The 19601-nt window shown below is 73.5% G+C and carries 17 protein-coding genes; 7 read left to right on the forward strand and 10 right to left on the reverse strand.

Annotation, left to right across the window (positions count from 1 at the left end):
• Positions 1-150: 150 nt before the first annotated feature.
• The 4 genes from ABZ809_RS13350 to ABZ809_RS13365 all read right to left on the reverse strand — a co-directional run bounded on the left by ABZ809_RS13350 (position 151) and on the right by ABZ809_RS13365 (position 4348).
• The gene (locus ABZ809_RS13350) at positions 151-1077 is read right to left on the reverse strand and encodes an ACP S-malonyltransferase (RefSeq protein WP_357562719.1); all 927 of its coding nucleotides are present in this window, start codon (positions 1075-1077) and stop codon (positions 151-153) included.
• 78 nt (positions 1078-1155) lie between these two features.
• Positions 1156-2448 (reverse strand): helix-turn-helix domain-containing protein, encoded by a 1293-nt coding sequence (locus tag ABZ809_RS13355; protein WP_357562720.1) that lies wholly within the window; start codon positions 2446-2448, stop codon positions 1156-1158.
• Between the two features lie 24 nt (positions 2449-2472).
• The gene (locus ABZ809_RS13360; RefSeq protein WP_357562721.1) at positions 2473-3141 is read right to left on the reverse strand and encodes a response regulator transcription factor; all 669 of its coding nucleotides are present in this window, start codon (positions 3139-3141) and stop codon (positions 2473-2475) included.
• Between the two features lie 16 nt (positions 3142-3157).
• The gene (locus ABZ809_RS13365) at positions 3158-4348 is read right to left on the reverse strand and encodes a histidine kinase (RefSeq protein ID WP_357562722.1); all 1191 of its coding nucleotides are present in this window, start codon (positions 4346-4348) and stop codon (positions 3158-3160) included.
• Positions 4349-4553: 205 nt separating this feature from the next.
• Here ABZ809_RS13365 and ABZ809_RS13370 point away from each other — a divergent pair, with 205 nt between their 5' ends.
• The gene (locus ABZ809_RS13370) at positions 4554-4889 is read left to right on the forward strand and encodes a hypothetical protein (protein WP_357562723.1); all 336 of its coding nucleotides are present in this window, start codon (positions 4554-4556) and stop codon (positions 4887-4889) included.
• Positions 4890-5063: 174 nt separating this feature from the next.
• Here ABZ809_RS13370 and ABZ809_RS13375 read toward each other — a convergent pair whose 3' ends face one another.
• Entirely contained in the window at positions 5064-5714 is a 651-nt protein-coding gene (locus ABZ809_RS13375; RefSeq protein WP_357562724.1) for a hypothetical protein, read from the reverse strand.
• 246 nt (positions 5715-5960) lie between these two features.
• Here ABZ809_RS13375 and ABZ809_RS13380 point away from each other — a divergent pair, with 246 nt between their 5' ends.
• The gene (locus ABZ809_RS13380; protein ID WP_357562725.1) at positions 5961-6578 is read left to right on the forward strand and encodes a copper resistance CopC family protein; all 618 of its coding nucleotides are present in this window, start codon (positions 5961-5963) and stop codon (positions 6576-6578) included.
• Between the two features lie 97 nt (positions 6579-6675).
• On the opposite strand, the gene gltX is transcribed toward ABZ809_RS13380, so the two are convergent.
• From gltX to ABZ809_RS13395, 3 genes are all read right to left on the reverse strand, one after another.
• Complete coding sequence (gltX, locus tag ABZ809_RS13385; RefSeq protein WP_357562834.1) at positions 6676-8073, reverse strand: glutamate--tRNA ligase; 1398 nt, start codon at positions 8071-8073, stop codon at positions 6676-6678.
• Positions 8074-8171: 98 nt separating this feature from the next.
• Positions 8172-9449 carry an MFS transporter gene (locus ABZ809_RS13390; RefSeq protein WP_357562726.1) on the reverse strand — a complete coding sequence of 426 codons (1278 nt, stop codon included), beginning with the start codon at positions 9447-9449 and terminating at the stop codon, positions 8172-8174.
• Positions 9446-10771 (reverse strand): GH1 family beta-glucosidase, encoded by a 1326-nt coding sequence (locus ABZ809_RS13395; protein WP_357562727.1) that lies wholly within the window; start codon positions 10769-10771, stop codon positions 9446-9448. Before ABZ809_RS13395 ends, ABZ809_RS13390 begins: the two co-directional genes overlap by 4 nt.
• A 185-nt stretch (positions 10772-10956) precedes the next feature.
• On the opposite strand from ABZ809_RS13395, the gene ABZ809_RS13400 reads away from it, so the two are divergent.
• Positions 10957-11406: an SRPBCC family protein gene (locus ABZ809_RS13400; protein WP_357562728.1), complete on the forward strand. Its 450-nt coding sequence runs from the start codon at positions 10957-10959 to the stop codon at positions 11404-11406.
• A gap of 138 nt (positions 11407-11544) precedes the next feature.
• On the opposite strand, the gene aceE is transcribed toward ABZ809_RS13400, so the two are convergent.
• A complete protein-coding gene (aceE, locus tag ABZ809_RS13405) occupies positions 11545-14289 on the reverse strand; it encodes a pyruvate dehydrogenase (acetyl-transferring), homodimeric type (RefSeq protein WP_357562729.1) in 2745 nt (914 codons plus the stop codon).
• Positions 14290-14542: 253 nt separating this feature from the next.
• On the opposite strand from aceE, the gene ABZ809_RS13410 reads away from it, so the two are divergent.
• A complete protein-coding gene (locus ABZ809_RS13410) occupies positions 14543-14947 on the forward strand; it encodes a YjbQ family protein (protein WP_357562730.1) in 405 nt (134 codons plus the stop codon).
• A gap of 202 nt (positions 14948-15149) precedes the next feature.
• On the opposite strand, the gene ABZ809_RS13415 is transcribed toward ABZ809_RS13410, so the two are convergent.
• The gene (locus ABZ809_RS13415; protein WP_357562731.1) at positions 15150-15731 is read right to left on the reverse strand and encodes an NADPH-dependent FMN reductase; all 582 of its coding nucleotides are present in this window, start codon (positions 15729-15731) and stop codon (positions 15150-15152) included.
• A gap of 92 nt (positions 15732-15823) precedes the next feature.
• Between ABZ809_RS13415 and ABZ809_RS13420 the strand changes: the two genes are divergently transcribed.
• From ABZ809_RS13420 to ABZ809_RS13430, 3 genes are all read left to right on the forward strand, one after another.
• Entirely contained in the window at positions 15824-16306 is a 483-nt protein-coding gene (locus ABZ809_RS13420; RefSeq protein ID WP_357562732.1) for a MarR family winged helix-turn-helix transcriptional regulator, read from the forward strand.
• A 50-nt stretch (positions 16307-16356) separates the two neighbouring features.
• Positions 16357-18975 carry a transketolase C-terminal domain-containing protein gene (locus ABZ809_RS13425; RefSeq protein ID WP_357562733.1) on the forward strand — a complete coding sequence of 873 codons (2619 nt, stop codon included), beginning with the start codon at positions 16357-16359 and terminating at the stop codon, positions 18973-18975.
• A 112-nt stretch (positions 18976-19087) separates the two neighbouring features.
• Positions 19088-19525: a DUF3052 domain-containing protein gene (locus tag ABZ809_RS13430; RefSeq protein ID WP_357562734.1), complete on the forward strand. Its 438-nt coding sequence runs from the start codon at positions 19088-19090 to the stop codon at positions 19523-19525.
• Positions 19526-19601 lie beyond the last annotated feature (76 nt).

Consider the following 19601-nt stretch of genomic DNA (forward strand, 5'->3'; position numbering starts at 1 on the left):
GGACTCGCAAAACCGGCTCGTTCCTCGCGCTCACGGGGCTGCCTTTCGTTCGCGACTGCGGGACTCGCAAAACCGGCTCGTTCCTCGCGCTCACGGGGCTGCCTTTCGTTCGCGACTGCGGGACTCGCAAAACCGGCTCGTTCCTCGCGCTCACGGCTGACCTCCCGTGCGGGCGATCAGGTCCCGCGCGGCGGGCAGGTCGTCCGGGGTGTTCAGGGTGACGATCTCCGGCACGCCGGTCTCCTTCAGCTCCCGCTTCAGCAGGCCCGCGAGGGTGCCGGCCGGGGGCAGCTCGATCACCCCGGTCACCCCGAGGTCGGCCAGGGTGCGCATGCAGAGGTCCCAGCGCACCGGCGCGGTGACCTGGCGGACGAGACGCTGCACCATGTCGCCCCCGTCGCCGACCGCGGCGCCGTCGAGGTTGGACAGCAGGACCCGGGCCGGGTCGGCGGGGGTGATCCCGGCGGTCGCGGTGGCCAGCGCCGCCTCGGCGGGCGCCATGTACGGCGTGTGGAAGGCGCCGGCCACCTTCAACCGGATGACCCGTGCCTTGGCCGGCGGCTCGGCGGCGAGCTTCGCCAGCCCGTCGACAGAGCCGGCGGCGACGAACTGGCCGGCGCCGTTGCGGTTGGCCGGGTGCAGCCCGTGGGTGGCGATCGTGGTGAGCACCTCGTCCGGGTCACCGCCCAGCACGGCGGCCATCCCGGTCGGCTCCAGCGCGCAGGCCGCCGCCATCTCCCGGCCGCGTACGCCGGCCAGGGTGATCGCCGCCTCCGCCGGGAGCACCCCGGCGAGCGCCGCCGCGCCCAACTCGCCCACGCTGTGGCCGGCGGTCAGGGCGACGTCGTCCATCGGCAGGTGCTCGGCGGCGAGCAGCGCGGCGGCGACCAGCAGCGGCTGCGTGCGGGCGGTGTCCTTGATCTCGTCGGCGTCGGCCGCGGTGCCGAGGTGCAGCAGGTCGACCCCCGCCAGCGCCGACCACGACCGCAGCCGCTCCTCGGTGCCGGTGAGGTCGAGCCAGGGCGACAGGAAGCCGGGCTTCTGGGAGCCCTGGCCAGGCGAGAGTACGGCGAGCACGTCTATGACTCTCCCGGATACGCGCGGGTAGCGCTGTGCCGACCCCGACCAAACCACACTAGAACCTTTGGAGGGATCCTACAAAAATCGGCGAGGATCATCACCTGTGTGTGGCGTTCTACTGACGCTTGCGCTCATTGTCGCGGTTGGGGCCACCGGGACCACCGGGTCGAGCCGGCCGACGGTGAGGGCCACCTGGAGCGCGAACGCGTCACGGGCCGTGAGCGGCGAGAAGCCCGTGACGTCGGAGATCCGGCGCAGCCGGTAACGCACCGTGTTCGGATGCACGAACAGGGTCCGCGCGGCGCTCTCCAGCGTGCCGCCGGCCGCGAAGAAGGCGTCGAGGGTCTCCAGCAACTCCCCGCCGGCCCGTACCAGCGTGGCGTAGACGTCGTGCCGCAACCGGCGACGGGCCTCCGGGTCACCGGCCAGCGCCCGTTCTGGGAGCAGGTCGTCCGCCGGCACCGGCCGGGGCGCGGCGGGCCAGGCCGGCGCGGCCCGGAAACCGGCCAGCGCGGCCCGCGCCGACTCGGTCGCCTCGTCCAGACTCGGCACGGCCGGACCGACCACCACCGGCCCGTCACCGAACGCGTCGAGCAGCTTGCCCGTGGCCGCGATCGGGTCGGCGGCACCCCCGAGCACGATGACCAGACGGTCGCCGTGCACCCCGCCGATCACCTCCGTGCCGACGCGCCGGGCCTGCCGGTGGACGGTGTGCAGGACGGCGGGAACCTCCCCACCGGGGGACCGCCCGACCGCCACCGCCACCGGCGGGGCGTCCGCCCAGCCGAGCGCCGCGGCGCGGCTGGCCAGCACGTCCGGCGAGTCGCCCCGCAGCAGCGCGTCCATCAGCAACGCCTGCAACCGGGCGTCCCAGGAGCCGCGCGACTCGGCGGCCCGCGCGTACACCCGGGCGGCGGCGAAGGCGATCTCGCGGGAGAACCGCAGCACGGCCTCGCGCAACTGCTGTTCCTCGCCCTTCGCCGCCAGGTCCGACACCTGCTCCTCGACGACGTCGATCATGACCTTCACCAGCGCGACGGTCTGCTGGAGGCTGATCGACCGGGCGAGCGCCTGCGGCGCGGTGGCGAAGACCTCGTCGGAGACCTCCCGGGTGCTGTCCGCCGTGCCGCCGCCGTCGCGCAGCCACTGCACCAGCGACCGGGCGCCGGCCTGGGCCACCAGCATCACCCAGGAGCGGTGGTCGGCCGGCAGGTCGCGGAACCAGGGCAGCGTCTCGTCCATCCGGGCCACGCTGGCGGTGGCGAGCGCCCCGGCGGCACGCTCGATCCGACGCAGCGTGGCCGACAGTTGCGTCCCGCCCGGCTCACTCACCGCCCCAGCCTGACACGTGCCCGCCTGGCCTGGCACGCCGGGCGTCCCGGGCCGGCCGGATCAGGCCGGCGGGGGAGCGGGCAGCCCCGTCTCCTGGGCCAGGATGGCGGCCTGCACCCGGCTGCGCAGGTCCAGCTTGGCGAGGATCCGGCTGACGTGGGTCTTGGTGGTGCTCTCGGCCATCGCCAGCCGGTCGGCGATCTGCTGGTTGGACAGCCCGAGCCCGAGGCAGGCGAGCACGTCGCGCTCCCGGGGCGTCAGCGTGTCCACCGCCCCCCGCGCCGTGGCCGAGACGGCCGGAGCGGTCGCCGCGAACTCGGTGATCAGGCGCCGGGTGACCGCCGGGGCGATGAACCCCTCGCCCCGGGCCACCGTCCGCACCGCCGCGACCAGCCCCTCCGCGTCGGTGTGCTTGAGGACGAAACCCGCCGCGCCGGCCCGCAGCGCCCCGAAGACGTACTCGTCGAGGTCGAAGGTGGTGAGCACGAGCACGTCGGCGAGCCGGTCGGCGACGATCTCCCGGGTGGCCGAGATGCCGTCCAGCCGGGGCATCCGCACGTCCAGCACCGCCACGTCCGGACGCAGTCGCCGGCACAGCCGGACCGCTTCGAGGCCGTCGTCGGCCTCGCCGACCACCTCGACGCCCGGCGCGCCGGCCAGGATCAACGCCAGCCCGGCCCGCACCGCCGGCTGGTCGTCGGCGAGCAGTACCCGGATCACCTCGGCCATGACACGTCCCGTTCCCTCACGGTGTCGCCCCGGTCGGCAACTCCACCCGTACCCGCCAGCGACCCCGCTCCGCACCCGCCGAGAACCGGCCGTTCAACAACACCGCCCGCTCCCGCATCCCGATCAGGCCGGCGCCCGCGCCGGTCGGCGCGTTCCGGCCGGCACCCACCGGGTTGTCCACGCCCACCACCACCCCCGCCGGCTCGTACGCGACCAGCAGGTCGGCCTCCCCGGCGCCGTGCTTGAGCGCGTTGGTCAGCGACTCCTGCACGATCCGGTACGCGGCCAGGTCCACCCCCACCGGCAGCGCGCGCGGCTCGCCCCGCCGCGTCACCCGGACGGCCAACCCGGCGGCCCGGGCCCGGTCGACCACCCCGTCGACCTCGCTGAGCCGCGCCCGGGTCGTCTCGTCCGTCGCGTCCACGGTGGGCCCACCGCCCGCCGGCTCCCGCAGCAGGCCGATCATCTGCCGCATCTCGGCCAGCCCCTGCACGCTGCTCTCCCGGATGACCCGCAGCGCCGCCTCGACCTGCGACCGGTCGAGCCCGGGCACGGAGAGCGCGGCCGTGGCGTGGATGGCCACGGCGCTCAGGTGGTTGGCGATCACGTCGTGCAGTTCCCGGGCCATCCGGGCCCGCTCGGCGATCACCGCCTGCCGGCGGTCCAACTCCACCAGCCGCGCCGTCTGCTCGGCCCGGGCCCGTTCGGCCGCCGCCTGGTCGCGGTACTGCCGCACGCTGATCCCGGTGAGCACCGGCATCACCGCCACCAGCACCACCAGCACACCGACGCTCGCGCCCCGCCAGTCACGGGCCAGCAGCATCCCCGTCACGGTGCCGAGCACGGTCAGCCCGACGGCGACCCGCAGCAGCCAGCGCCAGGTCCGCGCCGACCCGAACACGCACGCGTCGTAGAGCACCTGGGTGTAGACCAGGGCGGTGGCCAGCGCACCGCCCATCGCGAGGTCGACCACCGCGGCCACCGTGCCGAGGGCGAGGCTGGTCCGGGTGGCCACCCGGCGCAGGCCCACCGCCACGCAGACCGCCGCGAGGGTCAGCAGGAACAGCGGCTCCGGCGGGTTCAGGTGCCTGGACAGGTACGGCTGGGTGTCCAGGCCGTACAGGACCAGACCGCCGGCCAGGGACACGCCGGCGAGCGCGAGGTCCCGGCCGGCCGTGCCGGGTCCGAGCCAGGTCGGCGGTCGCATGGCCCGATCCCACCACACCCGGCGCCCGCCGGGCTCAGACCGACGGAGGACTCCGCAGCCTCCGCATCCCCCGAAAGACCTACACCCCGCCCCGCCGGTGCGCTGATCCGGGGGTCCGCCTGCACGACCCGTCGGCCCCGGCCAGTACGGTGACAGGGCCCGCCGGAGCGACCGCGGCGGGCGGGGCGAGCAGGAGGAGGCCGGGATGGCGCACGGGGAGGCCGAGCACGGCTGCGCCCAGGGTGAGCCCTGCCGGCCGGGCCACCACGAGCAGCAGGCGGCCGCCAAGCACCGCCGGCCGTCCGGCGGGTTCCCGGCCCACCCGGCGGAGCCCCCGGCCCGCGCACCGGAGCGCGACGACGACGTGGCGGTGCCCCGGCAGCGGGCCGCCGAGCCCGTCCCGCCCCGCGAGAGCGAGCTGCCGGTGGCGCCGGGCTGCCAGAGCGACCTGTCCGGCTGGGCCGGCGCCCACCGGCACGGCCCGGTCCGCCCCCGGCCGCGTGCCCTCCGCCGCGAGCGACCGCCGCGCCGCTGGTGCTGAGCCGCGAGCGACCGCCGCGCCGCTGGTGACCTGACCCACGCCGCCCGGTCGTCGACCTGGGCGGCGGGGGGCGGGCGACGTCGGCGAGCGGGCCGAGCACGGCTGCGCCGCGCGCCCGGGCGGCTGGCTGGTCCGGGAGGTCCGACCGGGACCGGGCGGGGCGACGCGCCGGGGTCAGCGGGTGCGGCGGCGGACCAGCAGCGCGATCCCGGCGAGGCCCGACGTGATGACCAGCACCACCGCGACATTGAGCAGGAGCAGCCGCTGCAACTCGCCGAGCGCCTCGTCGAGGTCCTTCGCCGGGTTGAGGGCGTCCTCCGGGATGACCCGCTCGCCACCGCCGACGCCGCCACTGACGGTGTCGAACTGCCGCTCCAGCGGCACGCCCGCCGTGCGGAGGGTCTCCGACATGCTGAGCCGGCCGAGGAACCAGCCGGCGGCGGTCTTGCGGGAGTCCGGCTGCTTGGCCGGGCGGTAGACGCGCGGCCCGCCGACCGCCTTCGGGTAGAGGTCGTAGGTCTGCTTCGGGACGTCACCGGCGAACACCACGACCGTGTACTTCGGACCGAGGTCGGCCGCCTTCGGGCCCTTGGCCTGCCCCGTGCGGCCCAGGAAGTTCACCTGGTCGATGACCGCCACCACGTGCGTCGGGTGGGCCTCGGCGTGCAGCCGCAGCGGCTCGGTCAGCCCCTCCCCGACGATCTCCACGCCCGCGGGCGCCGGCTTCGGCGCCGCCGTCGCGGCCCCGGGGAGCCCGAGCGACAGGACCGCCGCCGCGAGCCCGCCCGCCACCATCACGACCAGCCGCCGCATCGTTCGGACCATCGCCGCCTCCTCGCCCCGTTCGATGGCTGGCCTTGCTGCAGGGTCACACGTTGATTGGCCGACGGAGTGACCGGACCCGTGCAACAGGTCCCATCCTCAAGACTGCGCAGAACGTCGATCGGTTGCAGCTCGTGGAACAGTATTTGGAACTATCTGTGATCCCGGTCCGACCAATGAACGGTGGCCGTTGATCAGCGGGCGGATCGTACCTTTACGGAGGGGTTCATGGGGGGCAGGTTCCCACGGGTGGCACGTACCTGGCCAGTGGTGCTCGGCGTGGCGCTCGGTGTGTCGTTGCTGTTGCCGGCCGCACCCGCGGCGGCCCACAACTCGCTGACCGGCAGTGATCCGCGTAACGGCGCCCGGGTGGCCGACGCTCCGGCGAAGATCGAGCTGCGTTTTCTGGCGAAGGTGGACCCGGGTACGACGAAGATCACAATTTCCGGGCCGGACAATGTGGTCGCGCTGGGCGGCGCGCCGGCCTTCTCCGGTTCCCGGGTGAGCGTCCCCTTCAAGCCGGGCCGGGCGGGGCTCTACATCGTCGGCTACCAGGTGGCGTCCAGTGACGGGCACCCGGTCTCCGGCGAGGTGCGGTTCACCCTGACCACCGGCACTCCCGCCGAACCGGCGCCGGGCGGGGGCACCGCCGGGTCGAGCGCACCGGCGTCGGTCGCTCCGACCGGGACCGCACAGACCCCGGCACCGTCGCCGACGGACGCGGCCGCGGCGGCGGCCCCGGCGCCGGCGGCGCAGGAGGGCGACGACAGGGCCGGGCGCGGTTGGCTGTGGGCACTCGGTGGGGTGGTGCTTCTCGCGGCCCTGGCGGCTGGTCTGCTGCTCCGGCGCCGCACGGCCCGACGCTGACCGGTTCCGCCGCCTGAGCGGTCGGCGCGGTCGGGTCGACAGAGGAGTGCCCCGGGTCGGTCGGGCCGGCCCGGGGCACTGTCGTACGTCTTGCGGTTCAGAACAGGCGGACCCGGGCGGCGCGCAGCCGGCTCAGGGTGCGCTCGCGGCCGAGCACCTCCAGCGACTCGAACAGCGGCAGCCCGACGGTGCGGCCGGTGACCGCGACGCGCACCGGGGCCTGGGCCTTGCCGAGCTTCAGGCCGCGCTCGGCGCCGACGGCCTCCAGCGTCGACTTCAGCGTCTCCGCGTCCCAGGACTCCAGCGCCTCGAACGCGGCCGTGGCGGCGTCCAGCAGCTCCGCCGAGCCCTCCTTCATCGCCTTGGCCCAGGCGGCCTCGTCGACCAGCGGCGCGGCGAGGAAGAGGAAGTCGACGTTCGGCACGATCTCGCTGAGCACCGCGATCCGGGTCTGCGCGAGCGGGGCCACGGCCGCGAAGGCGTCCGCGTCGAACTCGTCCGGCTGCCACGGCGGCGGGGCGATGGTGCCGGTCCCGACCAGCCACGGCCGGCAGGCCTCGACGAACTCCTCGACTCCGAGCGCCCGGATGTACTCGCCGTTGAACGCGCGCAGCTTCTTCTCGTCGAAGAACGCCGGTGAGGGGTTGACCTCCTCCAGCCGGTACTCCTGCTCGATCACCGACCATCCGACGATCTCCCGGTCGCCCGACGGCGCCCAGCCGAGCAGCATCAGGTAGTTGCGCATCGCCGAGGCCAGGTAGCCCTCGTCCCGGAACGCCTCCAGGGCCACCTTGTCCCGGCGCTTGGAGAGCTTCTGCCGCTTCTCGTTGACCACCACCGGCACGTGCGCCCAGATCGGCGGCTTGACCCCGAGGGCGTCCCAGAGGAGCTGCTGCTTCGGGGTGTTGGGCAGGTGCTCCTCGGCGCGCACCACGTGGGTGATCCCCATGGTCATGTCGTCGACCACGTTGGCCAGCAGGAAGACCGGGGAGCCGTCGCCCCGGGCGATGACGAAGTCCTCGATCAGCTTGTTCTCGAAGGTCGGCTCGCCGCGGATCAGGTCGACCACCACGGTCTCGCCCTCGTCGGGCGTACGGAAGCGCAGGGCCCGCCCCTCGCCGGCCGGCAGGCCCCGGTCCCGGCAGAAGCCGTCGTAGCCCTGGTACTGCGAGCCGGTGCGCGCCTGCACGGCCTCCCGGGTGCAGTCGCAGTAGTACGCGCGGCCGGACTCGTGCAGCCGCGCGGCGGCGGCCCGGTGCTCGCCGGCGTACTCCGACTGGAAGTACGGGCCCTCGTAGCTGCCGCGTTCGATGCCGATCCAGTCCAGCGCGGAGAGGATGCCCTCGGTCCACTCCGGCTTGTTGCGGGCCGCGTCGGTGTCCTCGATGCGGAGCACGAACACCCCGCCCTGCTGCTTGGCGTAGATCCAGTTCTGCAACGCCGAGCGGGCACCGCCGACGTGGAACATACCGGTCGGGGAGGGGGCGAAGCGCACACGTACCGTCACGTCCCCCAGCCTACGGCGGCGCGCACCCGTGTAAGGAAGGGCCCCTTGCAATCGCATAGCGATTGCAAGGGGCCCTTCCTTACACCTCAGGGCACCGAGCGGATCTTCAGGACCAGGACGCTGCCCAGTACGGTGACCGCCGCGGTGACCGCGTAGAGCGCCGGATAGCCGCCGAGATGCACCACGAGCGGGGCGGAGATCGCCGGGCCGAGCACCTGCGGGGCGGAGTTGGCGATGTTGATCACGCCCAGGTCCTTGGCCCGGTCGGCGGCGACCGGCAGCACCTGGGTGATCAGCGCGGCGTCCACCGACAGGTAGACGCCGTAGCCGGCGCCGAGCAGCAGCGCGGCGACCACGGCCACCGGCCACACCGGCGCGACGGCGAGCAGCAGCGCGGCGACCGCGATGATCCCGCCGGCGGTGATGACGAAGACCTTCCTTTTGCCGGACCGGTCCGACAGCCGGCCGGCCACCACGGCGGTGGCCGCCAGGCCGGCCGTGTAGAGCAGGATCAGCACCAGCAGGCCGCCCTCGGGGTCGGGGTGGCGCACCTCGTCGGTGAGGAAGTAGAGCAGGTAGAGCGTGCCGAGCGCGTTGCCGAGCTGCACCAGGAACCGGGTGATCCAGGCCCAGCCGAAGTCGGGGTGGCGGCGCGGCGAGACCCACATCGAGGCGAGCAGGGCGCGCCAGCGCAGCGCCGGGCGGTGCGCCCGGGGCAGCGGGTCGTCGGCGGTGAGCAGCGCGAACGGCAGGGACAGCAGGAGCACCGCCGCCGCCATCGCCAGGTAGCCGGCGGAGGTGCCGCCGACCACTGCGGTGACCAGCACCACGCCGAGCACCAGCCCCAGCGCCTGGGGGATGCCGACCCAGCCGGAGACGCCGCCCCGCTGGGCGACCGGCACCCGGTCCGGCACGGCGGCGGTCAGGCTGGCCAGCATCGCGTTGAAGCAGACCTGGGCGGCGACCCAGCCGAGCGCGACCCCGGCAACGGTGCGCTGCTGCGCCAGCAGCACCAGGGCGAGCGCGCCGAGCAGGGCGCCGCCGGCTGTCCAGACGTGCCGGCGGCCGAACTCGCGCCCGGCCAGCCGCAGGCAGGTCCGGTCCGACAGCGCGCCGGCAAGGGGGTTGGCGAGCACCGCGGCGAGCGCGCCGAGGCCGGTGACCACGGCGAGCATGGACTCCTTGTCGGCCGGCGCGATGCGCTCCAACTGCTGCGGCAGCAGCACCTGGATCGGGGTGAAGAACGCCATCCAGACCCCGAGGTTCGCGGCGAAGATCAGCGCGATCCAGCCCCGCCGGACCGGCACCGTCGGTTCGGCGAGCGCCGCCGGCAGCGACGCGGGTGTCGGATCGACGGTGGTCACGGCCGTGAGATCAGGTCGCGGAACCAGGCGTACGAGGACTTGGGCGTACGGAGCTGGGTGTCGAAGTCGACGTGCACCAGGCCGAAGCGCTTGGTGAAGCCCTCCGCCCACTCCCAGTTGTCCAGCAGCGACCAGACGAAGTAACCGGTGACGTCGACGCCCTCGTCCATCGCGGCACGTACGGCGCGCAGGTGTCCGTCGAGGTAGGCGATCCGCTCCGGGTCGTGCACCCGGCCGTCGGCGTCGGGCGCGTCGTCGTACGCGCAGCCGCTCTCGGTGATCTGGATCGGGGGCAGGTCGTCGCCGTACGTGCGGTGCAGCCAGCCGAGCAGCTCGTGCAGCCCGTCGGGGGCGACCGGCCAGTCGAAGGCGGTGCGCGGGTAGCCCTCGACCGGTGCCAGCTCGAACGGCAGCGGCGAGCCCTCCTGCGGGGCGCGTACGCCTGTGGGGTTGTAGTAGTTGACCCCCAGCACGTCGATCGGGGCGGCGATGACGGCCAGGTCGCCGTCGCGCACCACGGTCCCGTCGGGGCCGAGCCCGTCGGGGTAGCCCCGGCCGAACAGCGGGTCGGTGAAGAGCCGGTTGTGCAGCGCCTCGTACGCCGCGACCGCCGCCCGGTCGGCGGCGGTGTCCCCGGCCGGCCGCACGGGCGTGTAGTTGTTCGCGATGGCGATCGGGCTCGCGGTGCGGGCCCGCAGCGCGGCGACGGCGAGACCGTGGCCGAGGAGCTGGTGGTGGGCGACCGGCAGGGCGTCGAAGAGCAGCGTCCGGCCGGGGGCGTGCTCGCCCGTGGCGTGGCCGAGGCTCAGGTGGATGAACGGCTCGTTGAGGGTGATCCAGAGCTTCACCCGGTCGCCGAGCCGGGCGGCGGTCGCGTCGGCGTACTCGGCGAAGCGGTGGGCGGTGTCCCGGTTCAGCCAGCCGCCGGCGTCCTCGAGGGGCTGGGGCAGGTCCCAGTGGTAGAGGGTGGCGACCGGATCGATGCCCCGGGCGAGCAGGTCGTCGACCAGCCGGTCGTAGAAGTCCAGACCGCGCGTGTCGACCGGGCCGTCGCCGGTGGGCCGCACGCGGGGCCAGGCGATCGAGAAGCGGTACGCCGAGACGCCCAGCCCGGCCAGCAGCGCGACGTCCTCGGCGTGCCGGTGGTAGTGGTCGCAGGCCACGTCGCCGGTGCTGCCGTCGGCGATCCGGCCGGGGGAGCGGGCAAAGGTGTCCCAGATGGACGGTCCACGGCTCTCGGTGCCGCCCTCGATCTGGTGGGCGGAGGTGGACACTCCCCAGCGGAATCCGGCGGGGAACTCGGGCATCGCTGCGGTCGACATGCGCGCTCCCGTCGTACGTGAACAGTGCTCGGACTCTAGGCCGTGGCCGATCGATGCGCCATAGGCCGTACGTCGGCGTAGCGCAATGGTTTTCGGCGTGTCTTTTCCGAACCCGTCCCGGTACGTCCAAATTTGCGCATAGAGTGCCGATATCGTGGGATGTCCTCACTGGAGGAAAGACGGAAATGATCCTCGTGGAACGCAGTGCGCACGTGGTGGCGCCAGTGGAAGCGGTCTGGGACGTCGTGCAGCGGGCCGAGCAGTTGCCGGCCTGGCTGGCGGGGGTCCGCGCGGCCGAGGTGCTCTCGGGAGAGGGCTTCGGGCGGCGACAACTCGTCCAGGCCGGACGTGGCGCGGCGCATGAGGCCGAGGTGATCGCCTTTCAGGAACCGACCCTGATCGGCTGGCGCGAACGCGCCAGGGGCGCCGGTGCCCGAGCGGAGGCGCGCACCGAGATCTACGTCCAGCTCACCGCAAACGAGGAGGAGGAGGGCGGGACGATCGTGCGGCTCATCGTCGTACGGTGGCCGGCTGGCCCGGTCAAGGCCGCCCTGCTCCGCCTCGGCCTGCGCCGGGTCGGCGCCGACCTGGAGGAGTCGCTCGCCCGGCTGACCGACCTGGCCGCCGTCGGCTGAGCCGGGCCGTCCTGGCGTCACCCGCGACGGTGGTGGCCCGGAGTCCCCGCCAGGGACTCCGGGCCACCACCGTTCACCGGTGCCTGACGTGCCGAAGGGCCCGGCGCGGGGTGCGCCGGGCCCTTCGTCGCGTGCGTCCTAGCTGTCGCCGCCGGTCTCGCCGACCGGGGCCGCGTTGACGTCCTCGATGGCGTACTTCTTGGCCGCCTCGGCCGGCACGCTCGCCGGCACCGCGCCGCGCAGGGCGAGCTGCCGCAGCGTCGCGACCACCACCGACTCGGCGTCGACGTGGAAGTGCCGGCGCAGGGCGTGCCGGGTGTCGGACATGCCGAACCCGTCGGTGCCGAGGGAGGTGTAGTCCCCGGGCACCCAGCGGGCGATCAGGTCCGGCACCGCGCGCATCCAGTCGCTGACCGCGACCTTCGGCCCGTCGGCGTCGGCCAGCTTCTGCTGGATGTACGGCACCCGCTGCTCCGCGCCCGGGTTGAGCAGGTTGTGCTCCTCGCACTCCACCGCGTCCCGGCGCAGCTCCGTCCAGGAGGTGACCGACCAGACGTCGGCGGCCACGCCCCAGTCCTGCGCCAGCAGCTGCTGCGCCTTGAGCGCCCACTGCATGCCGGTGCCGGAGGCGAGCACGTTGGCCTTCGGCGCGTCGCCCTCCACCGCCGGGGCGGGGGAGTAGCGGTAGATGCCCCTGAGCAGCCCCTCGACGTCCACGTCCGACGGCTCCGCCGGCTGGAGGATCGGCTCGTTGTAGATCGTCAGGTAGTAGAAGACGTTCTCCTGCGCCTCGCCGTACATCCGGTGCAGGCCGTTCTCCACGATGTGCGCGATCTCGAACGCGAACGCCGGGTCGTACGCGACCACCGCCGGGTTGGTGGCGGCGATCAGGAGCGAGTGGCCGTCCTCGTGCTGGAGCCCCTCGCCGTTGAGCGTGGTGCGGCCGGCGGTGGCGCCGAGCAGGAAGCCCCGGGCCATCTGGTCGGCGGCGGCCCACAGCCCGTCGGCGGTGCGCTGGAACCCGAACATCGAGTAGAAGATGTACATCGGGATCATCGGCTCGTCGTGGGTGGCGTACGCCGAGCCCGCCGCGGTGAACGAGGCGACCGAGCCGGCCTCGTTGATCCCCTCGTGCAGGATCTGCCCGCCGGTGGACTCCTTGTACGACAGGAACAGCTCCCGGTCGACCGAGGTGTAGCGCTGGCCGTGCGGCGAGTAGATCTTCTGCGTGGGGAAGAGCGAGTCCATGCCGAAGGTGCGGGCCTCGTCCGGGATGATCGGCACCCAGCGCTTGCCGAACTCCTTGTCCTTCATCACGTCCTTGAGCAGGCGGACGAAGGCCATCGTGGTGGCCACCTTCTGCTTGCCCGAGCCGCGCTTGACGTCGGCGAAGCGCTCCGGCCCGGGGATGGCCAGCCGCTTCTGCCCCGCCCGCCGCGACGGCAGGTAGCCGCCGAGCTGCTGGCGCCGCTCCTTGAGGTAGGCGATCTCGTCGGACTTCTCGCCCGGGGTGTAGTACGGCGGCAGGTAGGGGTTGTCCTCCAGCGCCTTGTCCGGGATGTCCAGGTAGAGCCGGTCGCGGAAGGTCTTCAGATCGTCCAGCGTCAGCTTCTTCATCTGGTGCGTGGCGTTGCGGCCCTCGAAGTGCGAGCCCAGCGTCCAGCCCTTGATCGTCTTGGCCAGGATCACCGTCGGCTGACCGGTGTGCTCCATCGCCGCCTTGTAGGCCGCGTAGAGCTTGCGGTAGTCGTGCCCACCCCGCTTGAGGTTCCAGATCTCGTCGTCGCTGAGGTCCTCGACCATCTTGCGGGTCCGCTGGTCGCGGCCGAAGAAGTGCTCCCGGACGTACGCCCCGGACTCCGCCTTGTAGGTCTGGTAGTCACCGTCGGGCGTGGTGTTCATCAGGTTGACCAGCGCGCCGTCGGTGTCCGCGGCGAGCAGCGGGTCCCACTCCCGGCCCCAGACCACCTTGATGACGTTCCAGCCGGCGCCCCGGAAGAACGCCTCCAGCTCCTGCATGACCTTGCCGTTGCCGCGCACCGGCCCGTCGAGCCGCTGGAGGTTGCAGTTGATCACGAAGGTGAGGTTGTCCAGCTCCTCGCGGGCGGCCACGCCGATCGCGCCGAGCGTCTCCGGCTCGTCCATCTCGCCGTCGCCCAGGTACGCCCACACGTGCTGGTCCGAGGTGTCCTTGATGCCCCGGTGGTGCAGGTAGCGGTTGAACCGCGCCTGGTAGATCGCGTTCAGCCCGCCCAGGCCCATCGAGACCGTGGGGAACTCCCAGAAGTCCGGCATCAGCCGCGGGTGCGGGTAGGACGGCAGGCCGCCACCCGGGTGGGACAGCTCCTGGCGGAACCCGTCGAGCTGGTGCTCGGTCAGCCGCCCCTCCAGGAACGCCCGCGCGTACATGCCGGGGGAGGCGTGGCCCTGGTAGAAGATGTGGTCGCCGCCGCCCGGGTGGTTCTTGCCCCGGAAGAAGTGGTTGAAGCCCACCTCGTAGAGCGAGGCCGAGCTGGCGAAGGTGGAGATGTGCCCGCCGACGCCGATCTCGGGACGCTGCGCCCGGTGCACCAGCATGGCCGCGTTCCACCGGACGTACGCCCGGATCCGCCGCTCCACGTGCTCGTCACCCGGGAACCAGGGTTCGCGCTCCGGGGGAATGGTGTTGATGTAGTCGGTGGTGGTCAGGGACGGCACCCCGACCTGGCGCTCGCGGGCCCGCTCCAGCAGGCGCAGCATGACGTAGCGGGCGCGCTTTGTCCCGCGCTCGTCGATGACACCGTCGAGCGACTCGACCCATTCGCTGGTCTCTTCAGGGTCGATGTCCGGAAGCTGGCTCGGCAGACCAGCGGTGATCACCGGGCGCTTGCGTTCCGTAGCCACAGGCGTTCCCTCGGTTTCGTGTGGGATAGGTCTCTAGCGCCATCCTGCCTCCTGGTGGCACCCGGCGTCACGCCCACCACCCGGAGACGCGATACGCGACACAGGTACCCGCCAGTAACTTTGCGCGACCGGCCGGCCGGTGCGTAAGGAAGGGCACCTTCCTAACGCTATGAGTTAGGAAGGTGCCCTTCCTTACATCCGGTCGAGCGGCGTCCGGCGGCGGGTGTCGACCCGCTCGGGCAGAATGCGTCGTATGCGCAGTGAGGTGATCACGGTCCAGACCGGGTCCCGGCCGGCCGTCCGGGACATCACGGCGGAGGCCGAGCGGTTCGTCTCCGGGCAGGGCGACGGACTGCTGCACGTCTTCGTGCCGCACGCCACGGCCGGGCTGGCGATCATCGAGACCGGCTCGGGTTCCGACGACGACCTGCTCGCCGCGCTCGACGACCTGCTGCCCACCGACGGCCGCTGGCGGCACCGGCACGGATCGCCCGGCCACGGGCGCGACCACGTGTTGCCCGCGTTCGTCCCCCCGTACGCGACGCTGCCGGTGATCGGCGGGCGGCTGGCGCTGGGCACCTGGCAGTCCGTCTGCCTGGTCGACACCAACGGCGACAACCCGTCCCGCGAGGTCCGCTTCTCGTTCCTCCCGGGCTGAGGCGTCCCCCGCCCGGCGCGGGATCCGGACCAGCGGGCTGAGGCGTTCCCCGGCCCCGGCACGGGATCCGGACTACTGCCGGGAAAGTGTCGGCTCCCGCGCTGGGGGAGGGGACAACTTCCGGGAAGTAGCGTGATCATGGCGGGACGGTCGGCGTGAGCCGTCCCCGCCGGGACCGTCGGCCCTGCCGCCCGGGTGCGGGTCAGGCGGCGGCGAGCTGGGCGACGCGGATGCGGGTGACCAGGGCGTCGAGCAGGCCGCGCAGCAGCGCCTGGGTGGTCTCGTCCTGGACGGCGCCGTCCGGCGTGAGCTTCTCGTGCGCGTTGGTCACGATGATCTCCGGCTTGCTGAGTACGGCGGAGTCGGTCCACAGGAACAGCTGCCGGAGCTGGAGCTGGGCCCGTACGGTGCCCATGCCGGTCGGTGCCGCGCCCATGATGGCCACCGGCTTGTGCGCCAGCGGGGACACCCACGAGGTGATCGGGAAGCTCGGGCGCGACGCCCAGTCGAGGGCGTTCTTCAGCACGCCGGGCACCCCGTAGTTGTACTCCGGAGTGGCGACGAGCAGCGCGTCCGCCGCCGCGATCCGCTCCCGCAGGTCGACCACGGACGCCGGTGGCTCGGCCTCGACGTCCTCGTTGAAGGGCGGGATGGCGCGGAGGCCCTCGTACCTCTCGATGGTCAGCCGCGGTGGGGCGAGGCGCTGTGCGGCCCGGATCAGCGCGGTGTTGAACGACGCGTCGCGCAGGCTGCCGGAGATGGCGAGGACCGAGAAGTCGGACATGGTGTTCTCCTCCGTTCGACGCCCACCGCGATATGCGTGAGCTACTAAACAGTAGAGCTAGTCAACTATTGACCGCAAGTAGGATGTGGGACATGGCGCAGCACACCGTCCCCTCCACCCCGCCGGACCCCGCCGACCGCGCGGCGCTGGCCGGCGACGTGGTGCGCCGCATCACGCACATCGCCGCCGCCCTGCGCCACCACCAGGACGTCGAGATCGCCGAGCTGGGGCTCACCCCCGCGGCCGCCCGGGCGCTGCACGAACTCGACCCCGACCGGCCGCTGCCGGCCCGGGACCTCGCCGAAGGCCTGGGCTGCGACCGGTCCAACGTGACCGCACTGGTCGACAAGCTGGAGCGGGCCGGGCTGGTGGAGCGGCGCGTCGACCCCGCCGACCGGCGGCAGAAGACGCTTGTGGTGACCGAGCCGGGGCGGCGGGTGCGCGCCCGGCTGCGCCAGGTCATGTCGGACTCCCGACTGCTCGCCGGGCTCACCGTCGAGGAGCTGGCGACCCTGCGCGAGCTGGTCTGGAAGGTCTCCGACGGCGGCTGTCCCGAGCGGTGCGACGACGACTGACCACCCCGCGACGTCCGTGTCCGAGTGGGCGTACCGGCCGCTCTTCGGTAATGCTGTCCGACGTGACCACGCCGCAAGATCTCGACGACCGGTTCCGGGAGACACTGGCCGCGCTCGCCGCCCCGCGGCAGCGGCGTGACCCGGCACGGCCGGTCACCGACGACACGACGCTGACCGGCGCGCGGGCGCTGGACCTCTTCGACGCGCAGGCGACCAGCCGCCAGCTCGACCTGGCCGGCCGCTGGCTGCGCAGCTTCGGCGAGGGGTTCTACACGATCGGCTCGGCCGGCCACGAGGGCAACGCCGCGGTCGCCGCCGCCCTGCGGGCCACCGACCCGGCGCTGCTGCACTACCGCTCGGGCGCCTTCTACTGCGTCCGCGCCGCCCAGGCCGCCCAGCCGGGGCCGGCCGACGGGCCGGAGGGAGCCGACCTGCCCGCCGGAGCCGACCTGCCCGCCGGAGCCGACCTGCCCGCCGGAGCCGACCAGCGCGGCACCGGCGGCGGGCCGGTCGGGACCGGCTGGCACGACGCGGCCGGCGAGCCCACCGACGCGACGCGGCCCGGCGCGCTCACCACGCCGCACGACGCGGACGGCGACCCCGACGAGGCCGCGCAGGTCGGGCCGATCCGTCCCGGCGACGGCTACCCGCCGGACGACCCCGAGGCGCCCGGGCCCGTCGCGGACCGGCCATTCTCCCCGGCGTACGCCGAGGCGGCCCGCGACGTGCTGCGGGGCATGGCCGCCTCCACCCGGGAGCCGATCGCGGGCGGGCGACACAAGGTCTTCGGCCGGGCCGACCTGGCCGTCATCCCGACCACCTCCACCATCGCCTCGCACCTGCCCCGCGCCGTCGGGATGGGGCTGGCGGTGGAACGGCTGCGCCGGCTGGACACCGCCGGCCGGCGGGACGGGGTGCGCGTCGGCAGTGGCGGGGAGGCGGCGCAGGCGCCCTGGCCGCCGGACGCCATCGTGGTCTGCTCGTTCGGCGACGCCTCGGTCAACCACGCCAGTGCCACGGCCGCGTTCAACACCGCCGGCTGGTACGACCACACCGGCCTGCGCATCCCGGTGCTCTTCGTCTGCGAGGACAACGGCCTCGGCATCAGCGTCCGCTCCCCGAAGGGATGGGTGGAGACCACCCTGCGCTCGAAGCCGGGCGTCCGCTACTTCTCCGCCGACGGCAGCGACCTGCCCCGGGCGTACGAGGCGGCGGCCGAGGCGGCGGCCTGGGTGCGCCGGCACCGGCGCCCCGCCGTGCTCCACCTGTCGACCGTGCGGCTGATGGGGCACGCCGGTGCGGACGCCGAGACCGCGTACCGCAGCCCCGGGGAGATCGCGGCCGACCTCGCCCGGGACCCGCTGGCCGCCACGGCGCGGCTGCTGGTCGAGGCCGGCCTCGCCACCGGCGAGGAACTGCTGGCCCGCTACGACGAGATCGGCTGGCAGGTGCGCCGGATCGCCGAGGAGGTGCTGGACGAGCCGAAGCTGACCGCCCCCGCCGACGTGGTCGCCCCGCTGGCCCCACGCCGGCCGGTGCGGGTCGCCCGGGCGGTGGCCGACGCGGCGGCCCGGGCCGGCGGCCCCGGCGCAGGTGCCCGGGCGGAGACGTTCGGCGGGAAGCCACCGGAGCTGACCGGCCCGCTGACGCTGGCGCAGAGCATCAACGCCGCGCTCGCCGACGGCATGCTCGACCATCCGCAGATGGCAGTGTTCGGCGAGGACGTCGGGGCCAAGGGCGGCGTCTACGGGGTGACCAAGGGGCTGCGGGACCGCTTCGGGGTCGCCCGGGTCTTCGACACCCTGCTCGACGAGACCTCGATCCTCGGGCTGGGGCTCGGCTCCGGGCTGGCCGGGATGCTGCCCGTGCCCGAGATCCAGTACCTCGCGTACCTGCACAACGCCGAGGACCAGTTGCGCGGCGAGGCCGCCACGATGCAGTTCTTCTCCCAGGGTGCGTTCCGCAACCCGATGGTCGTACGGGTCGCCGGGCTGGCCTACCAGGAGGGCTTCGGGGGGCACTTCCACAACGACAACTCGGTGGCCGTACTCCGGGACGTGCCGGGCCTGGTGATCGCGGTGCCGGCGCGGCCGGACGACGCCGCGCCCATGCTGCGCACCTGCCTGGCCAGCGCGGCGGTCGACGGCAGCGTCTGCGTCTTCCTGGAGCCGATCGCGCTCTACCACACCCGCGACCTCTACACCGAAGGTGACGGTGAGTGGCTGGCCCCCTACGCCGAGCCCGGCGCCTGGACGGGCGGGCACGTGCCGATCGGGCGGGCCCGGGTCTACGGCGTCGGCTCCGCCGAGGACGTCACGATCATCACGTTCGGTAACGGGGTGCCGATGTCGCTGCGCGCGGCGGCGACCCTCGCCGACGAGGGGATCGGCACCCGCGTGGTGGACCTGCGCTGGCTGGCCCCGCTGCCCGTGGCCGACGTGATCCGGGAGGCGGCGGCGACCGGCCGGGTGCTGGTGGTGGACGAGACCCGCCGGTCCGGCGGCGTCGGCGAGGGGGTGATCGCGGCACTGGTGGATGCCGGATATGTCGGTGCGGCGCGGCGGGTGGCCGGAGTTGACTCGTTTGTACCATTAGGTCCGGCGGCCCGTCAGGTTCTGGTTTCCGAGGAAGCCATTACCGAGGGTGCCCGCACGCTCCTGGCGCGGTAAATTCCGTTCCACCCGGTGCGCCACTTGCGCGGGGAGCCACAACTGTGTGGACTTTGCCTGACGGCGTCGCCACGACGCCGCGGGCAAAGATGAGATGAGGAGGCACGCGACAGTGAGCGCGACCGCTGGTCAGGCCGCCGACGGGGTACGCAGCCTGGCGGACCGGTTCGGGATCGAGCCGGGGATGGTCGTCATGGAGATGGGGTACGACGACGACGTCGACCAGGATCTCCGGGACGCCCTGACCGACCGCTGTGGAGAGCTGGTCGACGAGGACACCGACGAGGTCGTCGACGCGGTGCTGGTGTGGTACCGCGACGGCGACGGTGATCTCTTCGAGCTTCTCGTCGACGCCCTCGGCCCGCTGGCCGACAACGGTGTCGTGTGGCTGCTCACGCCCAAGGCCGGGCGCGAGGGGCACGTCGAGCCGAGCGAGATCGCCGAGTCCGCGCCCACCGCCGGCCTCCAGCAGACCTCGACCATCAACGCCGGCCGCGACTGGAGCGGGGCCCGCCTCGTCCTGCGTCGCGGGGCCAAGGGCAAGAAGTAGCCCGCTGCCGGTGATCACCCGGCGGCGGGCGTCGCCGGGTGTGGCAGGCTGTTGCCCATCCGACCCCATCCTGAGG

Origin of the sequence: Micromonospora sp. NPDC047074 (genome assembly GCF_040643815.1) — a bacterium.
Taxonomy (GTDB): domain Bacteria; phylum Actinomycetota; class Actinomycetes; order Mycobacteriales; family Micromonosporaceae; genus Micromonospora.

Bases quoted from the DNA above. Each gene is read 5' to 3' on its own strand.
- ABZ809_RS13365 (WP_357562722.1), bottom strand. From the start codon at position 4,348: ATGCGACCGCCGACCTGGCTCGGACCCGGCACGGCCGGCCGGGACCTC.
- ABZ809_RS13395 (WP_357562727.1), bottom strand. From the start codon at position 10,771: ATGTCGACCGCAGCGATGCCCGAGTTCCCCGCCGGATTCCGCTGGGGA.
- ABZ809_RS13425 (WP_357562733.1), top strand. From the start codon at position 16,357: ATGCTGTCCGACGTGACCACGCCGCAAGATCTCGACGACCGGTTCCGG.
- ABZ809_RS13420 (WP_357562732.1), top strand. From the start codon at position 15,824: ATGGCGCAGCACACCGTCCCCTCCACCCCGCCGGACCCCGCCGACCGC.
- ABZ809_RS13400 (WP_357562728.1), top strand. From the start codon at position 10,957: ATGATCCTCGTGGAACGCAGTGCGCACGTGGTGGCGCCAGTGGAAGCG.
- ABZ809_RS13410 (WP_357562730.1), top strand. From the start codon at position 14,543: ATGCGCAGTGAGGTGATCACGGTCCAGACCGGGTCCCGGCCGGCCGTC.
- ABZ809_RS13360 (WP_357562721.1), bottom strand. From the start codon at position 3,141: ATGGCCGAGGTGATCCGGGTACTGCTCGCCGACGACCAGCCGGCGGTG.
- ABZ809_RS13375 (WP_357562724.1), bottom strand. From the start codon at position 5,714: ATGGTCCGAACGATGCGGCGGCTGGTCGTGATGGTGGCGGGCGGGCTC.
- ABZ809_RS13370 (WP_357562723.1), top strand. From the start codon at position 4,554: ATGGCGCACGGGGAGGCCGAGCACGGCTGCGCCCAGGGTGAGCCCTGC.
- ABZ809_RS13415 (WP_357562731.1), bottom strand. From the start codon at position 15,731: ATGTCCGACTTCTCGGTCCTCGCCATCTCCGGCAGCCTGCGCGACGCG.